The organism is Armatimonas sp., from assembly GCF_043757465.1.
Classification (GTDB): domain Bacteria; phylum Armatimonadota; class Armatimonadia; order Armatimonadales; family Armatimonadaceae; genus Armatimonas.
Genome location: NZ_JAYVPL010000145.1, coordinates 47,229 through 64,223 on the forward strand (window position 1 = coordinate 47,229; position 16,995 = coordinate 64,223).

The following is a 16,995-nucleotide window of genomic DNA, read 5'->3' on the forward strand; positions in this document are numbered from 1 at the left end:
CGGTTTTTGCTACCAGTAGCCTTTTTTTCGGAAGTAGACCAGCGCAGCGCCACTGGCAAGCGTCATTGCGCCAATCGCTCCCCAGAGGCTCCACGAGGGCGCAGTCTCAAAGTGGCCGATATTCATGCCAAAGAAACCCGTAATGGCCGTGATAGGTACGGCGACTGCGGCAATCGCGGTGAGACGCTTCATCTGTTGGTTCAGGCGATTGCTTGTCTGAGCCATAATCGCCTCCAAAACCCCCGAAAGAATTTCCCGGTGCAGATCAATTTGTTCGGTCAGTCGTAGGGAGCGGTCAAAAATATCCTGGAGATAGGGCATGAGGTTCGGGTCTAGCGCTGTATGCTGAGCCCGAAGGAGCTGGTTGATCACATCACGAAGCGGCGTGATCGTCTGCCGTAGGAGCAAGAGCTGTTTTTTTAGCCGCAGTGCGGAAGGAAGCTCGATACTGCTTTCAGGGGTGTAGACCGCTAGCTCTAAGGCATCAATTTCGGCATCCATCATATCCATTGCCGGGTAGCAGCTATCAATGCTCTCATCGAGTAGAGCGTAGAGAAGCTGACCAGGTGTTTGAGTATTTGGCGGGAGGGGAGGCAGTGCGGTGTCTGAGCGGATCAAAACAAAGTCGCTTCCCAGAAAAATATCCCACTCACGTGTGACATCCTCCAGATCATCTGCCGTGCTACCAGTCAAGCCGCTCCAAACCCGGAGCGTCACTAAAAGGGCAGCATCACAAAAAACGAGTCGAGCACGCTGGTCACGTCCCCGGGAGCGCTCGATGACTGCCTCGGGAATGTCGGCCCGGCGTGCGAGTGCAGTCCACTCGTCTTCGGAGACAAGTGTAATACCTTCCTGGGGACGCCAGAGCGACGTGCTACAATGCGGGCTGTTCATTACTTCTTCACAACTAATTTTTAAGATGGACACGAGGATACCGCACAGGTGGCTGAGCTGCTAAGAATCTTCGGAGAGATAACGGAGCCCCAGCAGAGCTGGGAGCACTTTTTGGAGCGACGTGGTGCGCTGGAGGCAGAAATGCTTCTGGAGGTCTGTAATGGCTGCGATCACTGCGGTACACGCTGCATGGCGGGATTCGGGGTGACCCAGCCTGAGTGGGAGGCAGTGCAGGTGTTTCTTGCTGAGCAGCCTGCTGCAGAGCTTGAGCGGATAGAAGCTCAGGAAAAAGAGCTGGCGTGGCCGGGCGCTGACGAGTTCGATGTGCGTGTGCACTACTGCCGTTTTCGTGACATGGAAAAAAATCGTTGCTCCATTTATCCAGTACGTCCGACTATCTGCCGACTTTTTGGTCACACGGAATGGCTCCCCTGCCCGATCGAAGCAGTGCCCTCCTATCCTGATGGTGCTGCCGCTCTTTGGAATGCGTACAGAACGGAAAAAAGAAAACCCTGGGAAGGGTGGTAGGAGGAGGAGAACAATGTATGTATGTCGAATGCCTAGTGCGCTGAGAGGGCGAGGTTGGATTAGGCTTTGTGTTTCGGGGCTTGCCTTGATTCACAGTGCTATGTTATAATCCGCGCGTGTCTCTGAGAAGTAGCGGTTGCGTGGCTGGAACAATTTCCAGGTCTCTTACGATCCAATTAAGGATACGGGACACGCAGACCGCAGGTGACGTTGCTAGAGCGGGAGTTCGGGTAGACTCACGCTCTGTTCTGGCAAAACACGGCAATGGTCATGCTGATGTTTTGTGTTTACCCGGATGCTGTCTGCCGTGGTTCACTCTTTTAGGAGCCACGGAACGGGCTGAATCGAGGAGGTTGACCCCACTTTGAAGTTCGTGCCTACATCACGGCGATATGCCGCACTTGCTGTTTTTATGACCGCGCTGGTCGGAATTACAGCCGTGGCAAACGCGCAACGCAGGGACCGGCAGACGCCGAGCCTGGGTAAATATACGGTTCCCTTACGTTCATTTGCGGGCGTTGGTGACACTCGGTTTCTCGCGCCAAGCGTAACGGCTCGCGAGCTGGGTTCCAGCGCACTCGATAAACAGGGAACAAAGAACCCCACACGTGTTCAGATTGGTGGCCCTAATGGTGCCAATGTCCAGGAAAAAGTGGTGGATGCGACGTTCTCGGAGACAACCGATGAGATTACTCCTCACTGGGTTGACGATGAACAAACGATCTATTTTGCCAAAAATTCTGGGACAGCAACATCAAGCCACTATCAGTTGCACCGTATCTCTTCCAGTGTGGTAAATAACCCCCAGCAAAACGGAGCAGGGATAAGTGTTGCGCTGACCAATGAACCTGGTGCTGATCACTGGTGGCCCACTCCCGATCGCTCGGGGAACCGCTTGGCGTTCGCGAAGTCAACTGATAATCGGATCCTCACGGATCCCTTAAAGGTATGGCATCTCTATATGGCGGTGACGCCTGGGCCGGGTAACACGATTGATACAGGGCCGGGGGGAAGCAGTAACCTGCTAAACCTTACGGGAGATCCTCAGACCTTCCGTGGCAAGAAGTTTCTCAATGTGGGACGGCCTTGCTGGGTAGGGACGACGGAGCTGATGTTTTCTGGCCGACTGGAAGGCGACACGCTCTACCATCTCTACACGGTCAATGTTGTCTCACGTCGTTTCACTCAGGTAACGGATACGACCGCCGACGAGCGCAATCCCGCTGCGTCCCCTGATGGGAAGTACGTGGCTTTTGACTCGACAGCCGCTTCGTCAGCTGCGGGTAATACCTACGTTGGCGGGACGTTGCCAAAGACGGACACCACCGATGGTGACCCGGCACGGGCAACCGCGATCAACCCCACGGGGCGACGTAATATCTTTGTCCTGAGCTTGGCAACGGGAGCGGTGGTGCAGTTCTCCAACCGCTACGTTGGCGCACCTGACTCGGATGATATACAGCCCTCGTTCTCGGCATCACGGAACAACCTGTTCACCAACACCACAGGAAACCAGTACTTCATCGCTTTCGCTTCAACGCGGCAGCCTGATGTTGCAGGGGCACCTACTGCTTACACTGCGGGAACCAACACGCACGATATCTATGCCGTGCGCGCCACGACGACCGCCACGTCAACTGCGGCGCTCCTTGTGGAAGGGGCTCCTACAGCGGGAGCACAGTCCGCAAAACAGATTGATACGTCGGATCCGGGCTACATCTTTAATGATCAGTACCCCACATGGTCCCCGTTCATTAACGCTACTCGCGTCGCCTTCCAGTCCAACCGTGTCGGGAGCCTACAGGCAGGAAACTTTGGTGAAGGGTTCCGCCTACCCAGTGCACCCACCCCGTCGAACTACAACGATATCTGTCTGGCAAGTGTCGTGGATGTTAGCGCACCTACGCTGATTCGCTACGATACCAGCACCAGCACGGGCGACGTTGTGCACATTAACCCGGTTAATCCGGGCGATACGCGCCTACAGCCGTTCGATGCCAATATCTCTTCGCGAAGTCGCTCCAGTGTCAACCCGCTGTTCCCTGGACAAGATGCCTTCTTCGCAGTGCGTGTGGACGACCGTGAGTCTGGTGTTCGGTCCGTTTACCTTCAGTTTAAGAACCCGAACTCCAAGTACCAATCATTGGCACAAGGCGGCTTGGGAGTTGAGCACAAAGACTACTTTGGTACCCACTATGTTCTCTGGGAGGGTAGCCCGCCCCAGACTCTGCCCTGGATGTCTGCGGACGGCAGCAATCGGGTGGGGATTGAGTACGAAGCACAGGTCGTAGGTCTTGACGGTACCTCGTACTTCAATCACCGCAACAGCGGTGGGCCGATCTATACTCCCAGTGTTAATGATCGAACGGCGTTCTCTGGTGCGAACAATCCGCCTATGGATGGCACAGGGGGACGGCCCAACACTTGGCTTCGTCTTCAGCCAATCGTTGATGAAGCCACCGGAGAGCCCATCAAACCCGCGGATGGCCGTGGTGGCGTGCTCTACGGTGCGAAGTGGAAACTGCCTGCGGAAGCATCGGACTGGATTATTGATGTTATCAGCTATGACAACGCCACTAACCCTTACGGTCCTGGCTCACTGAACTGGATTATCTACGACAACGTCTGGGGATTCTCCACGGCAATTGTGCCCAATGCACCCGATGTTGACTCTCTCTTTGTCTCCGACAACATGCTGGGACAGAAGTTCTTCATCGCCCGACCTGGGCAAGTTGCAGGAGCACCCAGCAACGATCAGCCTCTGTCGTTCGGCGCGGAGTCGTACTATACCGACCCGGTGATGACCCGCTACCCGTCGGAAGTGAACCCAACTGCAGTACCTGCTCCCGGAACAACGGATATTCGTCCGTGGTCTACACAAGGGCCGCTCCAGCTCACGGGGCGGTTTGGTGGACGGAACGCGCGCGGTGCTGCGGTCAATCCTGGCATGATCCATCCCCTTGGAGTCGCGTCGTATGTGGATCCGCAAATCGCGTTCACTCCTGTACTTGAAACGAATGGCGTAACCTATGCGCTCCCCAACACGGGGCGCTACACGATCTGGCGCACGCTCTGCCGAGGGCCAGTACCCCAGGAGCTCATGGATGCTTATCTGCCCTACGCTGCACCGGCCCCTGCCGATGTTGTGGTTGGAGAGAAGGCAGAGCGTACCATTCGTGTAAAGAAGCGTCTGATTGTCTGGGCTGCTCCCTTTATCGGCAATATCTTTGTTGGTTCTGGTAGCCTTGCAGACCTGAAGACCCAGGAGCGATTGACGGCCTTTGTCAATAACGGAGGTGCACTCTTCGTCTCGGGTTCGGATGTCGGCTTTGCCCTGGCAGGAAATGGTCAGAGCAACGCCTTCTACAACGGAACTCTTAAGGCTCAGTACGTCGCTGATAGGGGCGGAAACGGTTCCATCGTAATCAACGCTGTGGGAACCACACCACTGAATACGGATGCCTCAACCCCGAATCAGAACTTGTACGGGACGTTTGATGGCACAAGCTGGAACTACTCTCCACCCCGCTCCGCTCCTATTAGTGCTTTTCTAACTTTCGGCACAGGGTCAGGAGATGCCGGACGGACGAGTGATGCGGATCTAGCCTACGTTGACTCAATCCTGCCAATCGGAGGAGCCGTTGCTGAGTATAACTATGGTAATGGTAACGGAGCGCTAATTTCCAGTACCGCAAATAATGGAGGGCGTGTCTACTACGCCGCCTTCGGTTTTGAGAGCTTGGGCTCTGACTGGTATCTCCAAACTCCGGCTGGTGGCACAATTCCGCTTATCTTTAACCGCGCACGTCGTGCCGAGATTATGACCAACTTCCTGTTGGCCAACCGTACGGGTACGATGTCGGGACGTGTGATTGATGACAACGGTTCCCCTGTAGCCGATGCGTTAATTCGGGCAACCCAAGGCACTAATACTGCCGTGGGGACTGCTCTGACAAACGGTAGCGGTGACTTCATTATCCAGGGGTTACCCGTGGGTGGATATACTATCTCAGGCTACAAGCAAGGGTTTTATACTCAACACAGTATTGGATACTTTGTACAAGCTGCGAATGATACCAAGACTTCGCTCAAGCTAAAGCGGGCTAACCCGGGCAAGCTCACGAATATCGTGAAGCCCAATCCGGTTCCCCCTGCTCCAGACCCTGAGGGGGGCGTCTTCGCTCTTGATGGGAAAACGGGGATCGGTGGCGTCGAGATTCAAGCCCGCCGCATCAATGCGGATGGCACGATGAATATTGCAACTGCAATTTCATCGGATGGTACCGATGGCCGACGGCCCGGTGCGTACCAGGTTCCTGACCTTCTGGTCTGGGACGATGGCTACGAGCTGTTCGTCAATGCGGCAACCAATCCTCAATTGGACTCCAACGGACGTCCCCAGTACAATCCGGATGGGACGCTTAAGACCGTTCCGAATCCTAAGCTACGTTCCGAACTTACTTCTATCGTTGTCGGTAAGCCAACCCAGGCGGGTGTCTTGCTGGGAGCGGGAACACTGATTCAGAATCGTCCGACCCCAACAGAGCCTGAAAGATGGCGTCTGATTGTGATCGAGGATCAAGTATCACAGATTGACTTCCTTCTGGGTGGACAGTCCCAGAAAGTCGTTGGGCAGGTACTAAATGCAATCACTAACAACCCCATTCCGAATGCCTTTATAACGGCAGTGGATGAGGGGACGGGGGCAACACTTGGTTCGGCAACCTCCGATGTTAATGGGAACTACACTCTCATTAATATTGCGGACAAGTCGGACAAGCTGCCCGCTGCCAGCTACACAATTACTGCCTCTGCTCTGGGCTTCAATACGGTGGCGCAGAATGGTGTTGTTGTAGGAGGGACAGGAGTGCTCACTCTGCCTGTCTTCCGCTTGACCCCGTTGCCGGATGGTTCCGTCTCAGGAACTGTCAAAAAGGTAACAGGAGATGCACTTGAGGCTGGTGTGACAATTCGGTTCTACATTGTTCAGAACGGAATCGTCAGCTCAACTCCTGCCGCGACGGTAACCACAACTGCTACGTCAAGTAGTGATGCGACGGGATACACCTCCAACTTCAAGACGGCTCTTCCCCCGGGTGAGTACGAGGTTGTTGGTGACAAAGTAGGCTTGACCACAGATCCCACGCCCCTGCCACGACTCTTCGTGACATCGGCAACGGAGCGGAAATCCTATAACTTCCGTATGCAGCCTGCCAAGGTATACAGCGATGGGATCCAACTCATCTCGATACCGGGTCGCTACGACTACACAACGATCACCACTCGTGGAATATTTGGTCTGCTCCCCTCGGGAGACAACGATGGGGACGGAACACCTAACACGGCAAATGATCGTGCGATCTTCAACATCTTCAATGTCGCTGATTGGACGGGGACGGAATACAACATCGGACCGGAAATAGCGCTTCAGGTAGGTAAGGGATACTTCACCCGCTTTGGAGCACCCGTTTCTGTCACCCAGGTTGGTGCGGCACAGCCAGGTAGTACCTTCACACTCTCTCTGGCACCGGGTTGGAACCTGGTCGGGCATCCGTTCGTGAATCCGACCAGCCCCAATACACCCGCACCAGATTTGGATCTCTATACTCACGGTCAGATCCAAGAGGAAGGTGGGCCTGTACTAAGCATGACGGATGCTGTCCGTCAGGGAAAAGTACGTGGTGTTCTGTTCGGTTACTCGGGATCTAACAATGGATCTACCTACTATCAGTCGAGTCTTATTAAGCCCTGGTTCGGTTACTGGTTCCAAAACCAGACTAATCAGACCCTGAAGTTGATTCTCAGCTACCCTGTCTCCCGGGGCGTGAAAGTGGCCAGCAAGCCACTGACACGCGCTCAAACAGAAGCGATCCAGTATCGCCGCATCGAGAGCACAGGCCCGTTGAAATACAAGATTCAATTGTCTGTGAGCCAGGAAGGTGGTCTGTCCGACACAGACAACTCCGTAGGGGTATCTCCAACGGCAAAGGACGGATTCGATACCGAGGACACCCAAAAGCCACCGATGATGACGGGCGTAGACCAGGTCTACGTGCAGATTCAGGGAACGGATAAGCAAGGGCGCTCGGCGGGCTTCGCGGATGTTATCCAAGCAGCCACTCCGGGAACCAAGAGCTGGGACTTTACAGTCAGCACAAGCCGGGCCGGTACCGTGACAGTCTTTTGGCCAAACGCCATGCGACTGCCTAAGGGGATTGAGCCCACTGTGACAGACTTGGAGACAGGTAAGAAGATGGCGATACGTTCCGCTTCCGCTTACCGGTTCCAAGCAACGGGCAAGGCCACACATCGGTTCCGTATTGAAGTCGCACCGCAGAAAACACGTGTACTGGCGCTTGCCAATGTTCGTGTCAAGGGAAATAGCCGCGGTGTTTCCGGCGACAACTACCGAATTAGCTTCACGGCAACGGATCAGTCCGATGTCGAGCTGCAAGTGACGACATTCGGTGGGCGGGTGGTCAGCACCCAAAGGACTCGTGCTGAGGCGGGAGTCGAAACAGACCTTATTTGGAATGGTCTGAACAACGGCGGGGGCGCCGCACCTGCGGGAGCCTACATGATCGTCCTGACGGCGAGAAACAGTGCAGGAGCAACGGTGCGGCAATCACTGCCGCTCGTGCGAGTGCGCTAGTTTTAAAAGCTTACAGATTCCTCCCCAGATTCTGGGGAGGAATCTGTGGCTACTGTGTAGAAAAATAGTAACAATACATGCGGGGTACAATGCGAACCATGATCGAGCGGCAAGACTGCTCAATAACGGGAAGGCTTGCTACGACAATGGACGGAGGAAAAACGCGTTGAGAAATTTGGTGCTTGGGAGCTTTGGGCGACGTATTAGCTGGTCGCTAGTAACGGCGCTTCTGTTGCCTGTACTCATGCTGGCGATGCCGAAGCAAGTGAAAGCGCAAACCACTCGAATCCCTTCGGTGGCTGCGCTCGACTTTGGGGTATTACCAGGAGTTGGGGCAACTCAGATTGATGGCCGTAGTGCGACGGATGCTGTGGCAACGGAGATGACAAATACCAGTCGGTATGAAATCACGCCACGTACCGTCCTCAATCAAGAGATTCAGAAACAGGGGTTGAGTGCTCCCTTTAATAATATTGGGATTCAGCGTCTGGGACGATCTCTTGGTGTGGACTCTATTCTTTCTGGGGACATCGTTGCGTTGGCGACGGTAGACAACCAGGTCAAAGTGACACTCAGTGTGCGCTTAACTGATGTTGTCTCAGGGGAATTCATTAATGGGGCAGTTCAAACAGGAATCTCTCCTGTGCCGCCTGCTGGTATTGAGCCAGATCGTCAAGTGCAGATTGGTCAAGCGATCTCAAATGCTGCATTTCTCGCTGTTAAAGCGATGAGCTCCTTCACGCTGGCCGCGGCAACGGTGCTGAATACCAGTGATTCACAAATCTATCTCAACAGGGGTAGTCGTGATGGGCTGAAAAACGATATGGAAATGATCGTTTTGCGTGGTCGGGAGCTTGTTGGCAAGATCAAAATTGTTTCGACTCAATCCACAACTGCGATCGCAAGCGTGGTCGAGGCTAGCAAAGGAATTCAGCCACAGGATCACGCCCGTGCGATTGTGAAAATTCCTGGAGTGATTCAAACCGCGGATGGTGGGATTAAAATCTTGCCAGTGCCTAATCTCAATAACTATAAGCCAAACCAGAAAAACCAGAAAAGTGCCCTCGGCACGGTCATTGGTGTCGTTGGTGCGCTTCTGCTGGTCGGGTTCCTGTTCAGTAGCCGCAATAGCAATCAGGGCGCTGGTGTGGTTGGGGTCGTCGCCCGTGCCTATGCAGACGGCACTGTTTCCGCGGCGCTTGATCCGTCTGCTGCTCGCGTTGAAGTTCGCTGGCAGCCAGCGCAAGACATTCCGAACAATAACATCATTGAGTACCATGTCTGGCGCGATGACGATCTGATCGGCGTGACAAGTCGCACACAAGCTTGGTTTGTGGATAATCCTACACGGCAGGGTACTCAGCCTTACCAGGTCGTTGACTATGGACAAAGCCAGAACTTAACGACAACCGCTGGTGGTACGACAACCGCTGGTGGCACAACAACCGCTGGTGGTACGACAACCGCTGGTGGTACCACGGCTGGGGGGACGACTGCAAACGCTGGGCTTGGTTTTGGTACGAGTCTTCGGACCCAAAACGGGACGGTCGTGCCTATGGCTGTCGGAGTGACTCATCACTACCGTGTCAGCGTTGTTTTCCGCGCAGTTCAAGCCCCTGACCTCTCCAGTACCGTTAACACGGGTGGTGGCGGCGGTGGCGGTATCGGTGGCGGCGGTGGTATCGGCGGTGGCGGCGGTGGCATCGGCGGCGGTGGTATCGGCGGTGGTGGCATCGGCGGCGGCGGTGGCGGCATCGGCGGTGGTGGGGCAACTGCTACAGCAGGGACAACTCTCTATCGTGAATCAGCTCTTGAGGCTCGGAGCGGTGCAGTGACTCCACTGTCGCGTCCCCAAGTAACAGGCCCTGTCTCAGATCAAAATATGCAGCGTGTCATTGTGTCGTTCCAGACGACTCAGGGCGCGAACCAGTACGGTGTGGAGTTCTCTTCAACACCGGACTTCAAGCGTAAGATTCAGAAGGCACCCTTCTTTGCCAACTTTACGCTGGGAGCAGATACTCGAACGGAAGCCTATGACTTGAGCACGGACTTCAAGGATCTAAAGGCTGGTAGTAAGATCTACTTCCGTGTCGGTGCACGAAACTCTCTGGATACTCCAGGGCCTCAGGGGCGTGACACGGTTAACGGAGATGATTACATCTACTCACAAGATCTGAGATCCTTCTCTAAGATCGGTGTTCCGCCGGCGGCACCGTAGCGGACATACACTACGGAGGGATAGCCGCTAAGGTTGTCCCTCCGATGACGACAATCCAACGTAGAGAAAACGTTCGGAATCTATGCGGGAATCAAGGCTAGTAAACTAGTTAGAGTTCTGTGCAATCCTGAGAACAACGATGAGGCAAATAAAACTTCGAGCCATTTTAAGCGGCCTGTTAGCAACGGGGGCACTCCTGAGTGTCCCGGGATCCGTTGCGCAAGCAGCGACGCAATTGGCAAAGTCCGGAGAGATTGTGGTTCGGGTTTCTGGCAATGTAAATCCAGATGCACTCGCTGCCACTATAGATGCTACGGTCCTTGGGCCTGTTGCCTACTGTCCTGGATACTATCGTTTTGGCCTTAAGGGGAGAAATCCGCTTGCGGGCCCCGAAGCGCCAAAAACGGATCTCCTCGCTGCAATTGAAACCTTGCAGCGTCAAGGGATTGTGGCTAGCCCTGACTGGATACAGTACCCGACCGGTTTTTCCCAAGGGCAAAAGAAGACTGGAAGTAAAGCTGCTTCCAGCCGAGCTCAAGCGGGCCCAGGGACACAATTTACCCCTAACGATGCTCTCTTTGGTCGTCAGTGGGGCAGTACTATGATCCGCATGCCGGAAGCCTGGGATATCCAGATTGGCAATGGTACTCCTGTCCTCGTGTCTATTATTGATTCGGGAATAGATCCACAACACCCTGACCTTAAGGATTCCAGCGGTGGATCACGGATTGTTGCTCAACAAGACTTCTCAGGAGCGAATGCTCCTGGGACGGACTCGATTGGGCATGGAACCCATGTTGCGGGAACAGTAGGAGCGAGTACCAATAATACAATCGGTGTGACCGGTGTTGCTGGCCTAGAGCGTAATGGGCTTATTGTTAAGTTCATCAATGCCAAAGTCTTTGACACAGGAGGGGCGGCGTCATCAACGGTTGCTTCGGGTATTGGCTACTCAGTATCGCAAGGCGCTCGTGTTATCAACATGAGCCTTGGCTTTCAAGGGCCGTCGGCAGCCCAAGTTGAGGTAGATGCTGTCAATGCTGCGATTGCGGCAGGGGTTGTGGTTGTTGTCGCTGCTGGAAACAACTCGTCAGACAATGACAATCCAAATACTAAATTTTGGCCCGCTGATATACCTGGTGTCATTAAAGTTACTGCGGTAGGGCCGACGAAAACTTTAAGCAGTTTTTCGAACTTCGGGGGCAATCCTCAAAAAATTGCGGCACCGGGCGGTGATGATTTTTCCGCTGCTGGTGCGGGGGCCGTCTGGTCAACGGGGCCTGTCGCAGGATCAATAGACTTTCCTACTCCCGGTGGTTATTACCCCGCAAATGGAACCTCTATGGCTTGTCCGCATGTTGCGGGCGCTGCGGTTCTCCTGGTCGCGGCTGGTGTTCCGGCAAATGAGATCTATAAGGCTCTAGCAGACGGTGCACAGCCGCCCGGAGATGCTCCTAGCGTAGCTCGGTATGGGCCTGGAGTTCTTGATGTCTATTCCTCTTTGTTGCCGTTTTCCAATCCAGAACCTCGGATGACTTTAGAGGGGCCGAGTGATCGTGGCAACTCCTACTTTAGCGCCACTCCCATCAGCATTTCTCTTTCTGGGGTTGGGAAAATCTATGCGAGTGGTCCTCCCAGCACCATTACGGGACGTTGGTCGCTTGAACAAGATTTGACGGTTGAAGTTCAAACGATCGGACGTACCCCGAGCATCGTGAAGTCTTTTGTGGGCGGGCGTGGAGTTACAGGGCAACCTAACCGTTTCGAGATTCCCGTGCTACCTGCAAATGTATCTAAGGCAACGGTCTATTCGGGAATTCGAGTTCCCGCAGTCAACGCCGATGGTTCCTATTCGCCGATTAGTCTTTCGCCGGGGCAGTACCGCATTGTTGGGAAGGTGAACCTTCGCGACAAAACAGGGATTGTCGCGACCCAAGAGCAAGTACAGTTCATCACGATTGTTGAGAAGCGCTTAAGTGCAGGACGCAGTATGTTTGCGACACCGTTTAAGGCAGGCGTCTTCCTTCGACCAGTTACTAGTCCTAATATGACCCCTGAGGCAGCACTGCTAGGGCAGACAACATCATTTGCGATTGCACGTTACAACCCGTTGCGTAGCTTGAGCGATGATGATTATGCTCGTTTCCGTTCAAATGATCCCTACGTCTTGAAGAACGCAGCGCGCTTCGATCTGATTGATCAGTTGGATCGGCGTATCACGGTTTTCGACACGACGAATCCTGGAGCGTCTATCGCGCCTATTGGCTTAGGCTACTGGCTTGATCTTGACCGTGAGGCGGCCCTTAGCACCGTACTGCTCCCTTACCCGACTCAGATTCCTGGAGTGAGTCCCATTGCGGAAAACTCTGTTGGAATACGGGCCTATGCCTCCGGCGGCGGCTGGAACATGATCGGGGCACCGTTTACCTACCCGGTAGACTGGAGTGTGGTGACGGTTATGGTGGAGGGAGTGAGCTACTCCATGGCAGATGCGGCCAAGGCGGGAATTATCTCCCCCGCTTTGATCGGTTTTGCCAATGGAGATTATGTCTACTCCGTTGCACCTGCGGGACAGCTTGAGCCTTTTAACGGTTACTGGGTGCGTGTCTTCCATGACTGCACACTACTTATTCCCCCGGTTCCGGGTGCGCCAACTTCACGTGCACAGACCGGAGCTGCCAAGGGCGCGGATGAGTGGCGAGCGCGATTTGAAGTCACTATCGCGGGTGATCGTGATAGAGATGGCCAGAACTACTTTGGTCAGCTACGCGATGCAAATCAGAACGAAGACCGCTTTGACATCCTCAAACCACCTTCTGGTTCGGGCAATGTTTATGCGCGGTTTGTCAAAACTAATTCTGGAACGAGCCGCTCGCTCGCGTTTGATATGCGCCCGCTTACAGGAACTGAGGGCAATAGCCAGGAATGGAAAGCGGTTGTAACGACAACACGCCCCAATGCCACGGTTGCTGTGTCTTGGCCAGGGTTGCAATCTGCACCGCGTAACGCCAAGTTTGTTCTCCATGACACCGTGACAGGTGCGACGATCCCCATGTCGTCGCAGTCCTCGTACACTTTCAAGTCTGGTGCCCCCGGAAGCTCTCGTAATTTTACGATTTCGATGCAAAAGCTTCCTAGCGGCGGTGTGCTGACGATGCGTTCTCTGAGAGCTGTGTCAGGCGGACGGGCAGCGAAGGGCTGGGCATTTGGCTTGACTACCAACTTGGATGCTAATGTCAAGGGGGTTGTTGAGACCATGACAGGGCGTCCGGTTGCTGTATTGGGCACTAAGGGACGCGCTCAAGCAGGTCGGGAATCAACCCTGACTTGGGATGGTCGCAGCTCTAGTGGCAGTTACATTCCTGCGGGAGCGTACCGAGTTAAGGTTTATGCCGAAACGGCAGACGGCCAGATTGCATCACAACAGGCGACGATTATTAATGTTCGCTAGACATGAATCGGGCTGTGCAAGTAAACTAGCACAGCCCAGAGATGCTGACGAAGCAAAGAGAGGTTATTCGATGGCGATTTTCGCTGTTCGGAAGCAGAAAATAGCAAACCGTTCCCTGAGGACTGCCACACGGCTGTCAGTTGCCGCCTTGAGTGTGTTCACGGCTCTGTCCTGTAGCATTCCTGCTGCATGGGCGGATACCAAGGGGGGAGTCTCCCCTGTGCCTATCGCAGACTTGCCCTCGGGGAGTCTCTTTGGCTGGCCCCCCTCTACGACAACACCCTGGTATGCCTATATCTACAATGAGTACATGCTGGTGACGGTGGGTTGGACGGGTGCTCTTGCACCACCACAGCCTCCTCACGCCACGGGTGACGTTGCAGGGCGGATTTCCTTTGGAACCGTACAGGGTAATCTCCGCTTAAGTCAGGATGATAATCAGGCATTACTTGGAGGAGTCACGAAGCTGTCCTCCGTGGGGCCGCCAGATGATTCTCAGTTCCCTTATGGCTGGGGAGCGGGCACTACCAGTACAGTGGGAGGCTCCGAGGGAACCTATCAGGATTACCCTGCTTACCTTCGGGCACTGGTAGATGGAACGACGCAGGTTAATGTCGGGTTTGATACGAATCAAAACCGCCTATCTCCGACCTTTCGACAGACAGATGGTCTGCCGGGAAGTAATGCGGATCGCCCTCTCATTATCGGTAGCTACAATCTTGGGGCGAATGGTACCGTCTATCTCGAACAGCGGGTTCGGCTCCAGGGTTCCATTGCTAAGTTTGAGTGGACGATTGTCAATACGGATGTTCAAGCGCATACTGTGGGACTGCGTTGGACAATCAATCAGCGTCCTGCCGCAGGCTTCTACTTTGTGAACAGTGATCGTGGTGTCAGTCCCCGGCCCCTTGTCCTTGGGTCGGATCCTTCCTCACCTGGAGTGATTGTTCCGCCGATCCCCGATACACTGGACATTTTTGCACGCAGAGCCGATACGCTTACCGATCCAGGATTCCATAACCGACAGATTTTCCGTGGCTTGGATACAACACTACCTTTGTCGGTTTATCTCTCGGATGCCATTGAAATGGCACCTGGGACAGCGACTCCGCGTGGTGCCTGGCTTCCGCAAGCCCAGGGAATTCGAGTTCCCACGTTTGAGACGGGAATTGCAACAACGGCTTATTACGGCAACACTCCGCAAGGCTATGTGGTTCCTCCCGGGGGACGGCGGGTTGTTATTACCTATGTTGGCCCCGGAGGCACGTCTGACCTCGTTGCGGACGACCTGATTCTTTCGACTGAGTCTCCCACAGCGCTTCCCTACTATCCGGGGGCCGCGGTGCTTCCTGGAGTTATGGGAAACACCTCTGCAACCCTCGCATCAGTAGCCTCTAAGTTTATTGGAACTCCTATTAAAGGCACAAATGCTTCTGGTAACCCTGCGGTTACGGGAGTAAATAACCAGTTCCAGATTTTTGCTAGTGTCACTAGCCAGAAGCAGCGTCTCCCTGATGCGGATGTGCCACTCAGTGGTGTTTCTGTCAGCTTGACATTGCCTCCTGGTTTACGTTTCGTGACGAACCCTGCCACTGGTCTCACCGATCCTTCAAGAAAGCTGGTTCAACCGACGGGATCCGGCTCCACTCGACCTGGGGAGCTTGTCGGTGATCAGACCGGGACTGCCTCCTGGCTGGTGGAACCAACGGGTGAGGTCTACGGACCTGTTACTTATCAGGTAGCAATGGGTGTCGAGCGGCCAAACCCGCTTTCCCGGTCAATCGGGCGTACGATTGTTATTCCTGCGACACCTTTGGTTGAATTAAAGACGGGATCGTTCCAGATGCTGGGATTCCCGTTCCAGTTCGATCCGCTGCTGTCCAATAATGGTGATCCTGATACGATCATTAACTCGCTCAGTCGGCCTATTGATGAGCCTGTCCTGCTTTTCCGTTGGGTGCCTGATCCTCTGTCAACCACGGGAGGTGGCCGCTACGTTAAAGAAACGAAGATTGAGCCAGGGGTAGCCTACTTCTATCGGCCTGCTCAAGGAAGCGGCGGGAAGCGATTACTCTATCTTAGGGGAGTACAGCCGCAGGCACTTCAGGCTCCGACAGGCAATGCACTGACCATACCGTTGCAGATAATCTTGGAGAAGGGCTGGAACATGATTTCAAACCCTTATGTCTACGAGATTCCGCTCAACTACTTGCGAATTGTGCCCCTGGAAAATAATCCGTCGCTTAGCTCCATCTCCTTTAGTGAAGCGGTGCGAAACAACGTGATTCGGGGTGGAGTGTTTTACTACAGTGCCTCTGAGAGCGGTTATCGTTTCTTCGAGGATCTGACGGCTGCCTTGAAACCATGGCAAGGCTACTGGGTCTACCTGAATACTCGTGTCAGTGTCCTCTTTGCCACTCCCACACAGAGAGATGCCGTCGTTCTTCCTGATCCTGTCAACCCGATCCCTGAGCCCGCAACTCGTGCTCAGAAAACGATGACTACTGATAGCTGGAAGCTGGGCCTCGTGATTCGTAGCGCGGATGGTAAACAGGATGCGTCCACTCGGATCGGGGTTGCTCCAAGAGCGTCTTCTGGACAGAGTGACTATCCGAAGCCACCGGCACCTATTGATAATGCTGTGCGCTTAGCGATCACCAAGGGGGATGCTGCAAGCCGCTACGCTCAGGTTCTAAAGACGCCGGGCGGTAAGGCAAGCTGGGATCTTGTGGTTGAGGGAGCCGATCAGGACGGAGTCGCGACTCTTCTCTGGGAAGGCCTGGGCGTTGTGCCCAAACAGGTTCGCTTGAGCATTACGGATGCTCAGGGACATACCACCAACTTGCGTAATACGTCTTCTCTGCGGGTAAACATTCGCAAGGGAGTCACCAGCCGATTCATCGTAACTGCTCAACGGCAAACGAGTCAACTTCTGAATATCACGAGTTTGAAAAAAGTGGCCGAAGGACGAGCGCGTGGCATTCAAAGTCATACTTTCGCCGTGCGACTGACTCAAGATGCGATGTTAACGGCAACTCTGAAAACTCAGACTGGGGCAGTGATTGCTGTAATCAACCCCGGACGAGCCACAACTGCTGGGGAGACCCGGCTGGTCTGGAATGGGCGAAATCAGAGTGGGGCACCTGTTCCCGCAGGCATGTATCGGTTAGAAGTGAATGCTGTAAGTGACAGCGGTGATCGTGTGATGAGAGATCTACCAGTCAACTCAGTTCGATAAAATGGAATTCCCCA

The 16,995-nt window shown here is 54.3% G+C and carries 6 protein-coding genes; 5 read left to right on the forward strand and 1 reads right to left on the reverse strand.

Features of this window, described 5'->3' with window-relative positions:
• Nucleotides 1-9 precede the first annotated feature (9 nt).
• Complete coding sequence (locus ACH2ED_RS20135) at nt 10-894, reverse strand: magnesium transporter CorA family protein (protein ID WP_395094519.1); 885 nt, start codon at nt 892-894, stop codon at nt 10-12.
• Nucleotides 895-942: 48 nt separating this feature from the next.
• On the opposite strand from ACH2ED_RS20135, the gene ACH2ED_RS20140 reads away from it, so the two are divergent.
• The 5 genes from ACH2ED_RS20140 to ACH2ED_RS20160 all read left to right on the forward strand — a co-directional run bounded on the left by ACH2ED_RS20140 (nt 943) and on the right by ACH2ED_RS20160 (nt 16,981).
• Nucleotides 943-1,422, forward strand: a complete 480-nt coding sequence (locus ACH2ED_RS20140) for a YkgJ family cysteine cluster protein (RefSeq protein ID WP_395094520.1) — start codon at nt 943-945, stop codon at nt 1,420-1,422.
• Between the two features lie 439 nt (nt 1,423-1,861).
• Nucleotides 1,862-8,074: a carboxypeptidase regulatory-like domain-containing protein gene (locus ACH2ED_RS20145; protein WP_395094521.1), complete on the forward strand. Its 6,213-nt coding sequence runs from the start codon at nt 1,862-1,864 to the stop codon at nt 8,072-8,074.
• A gap of 244 nt (nt 8,075-8,318) precedes the next feature.
• The gene (locus ACH2ED_RS20150) at nt 8,319-10,292 is read left to right on the forward strand and encodes a hypothetical protein (protein ID WP_395094522.1); all 1,974 of its coding nucleotides are present in this window, start codon (nt 8,319-8,321) and stop codon (nt 10,290-10,292) included.
• Nucleotides 10,293-10,893: 601 nt separating this feature from the next.
• Nucleotides 10,894-13,743 carry a S8 family serine peptidase gene (locus ACH2ED_RS20155; protein ID WP_395094523.1) on the forward strand — a complete coding sequence of 950 codons (2,850 nt, stop codon included), beginning with the start codon at nt 10,894-10,896 and terminating at the stop codon, nt 13,741-13,743.
• Nucleotides 13,744-13,963: 220 nt separating this feature from the next.
• On the forward strand, nt 13,964-16,981 hold the full coding sequence (locus ACH2ED_RS20160; protein ID WP_395094524.1) for a FlgD immunoglobulin-like domain containing protein: 3,018 nt from the start codon (nt 13,964-13,966) through the stop codon (nt 16,979-16,981).
• The last annotated feature ends 14 nt before the right edge of the window (nt 16,982-16,995 follow it).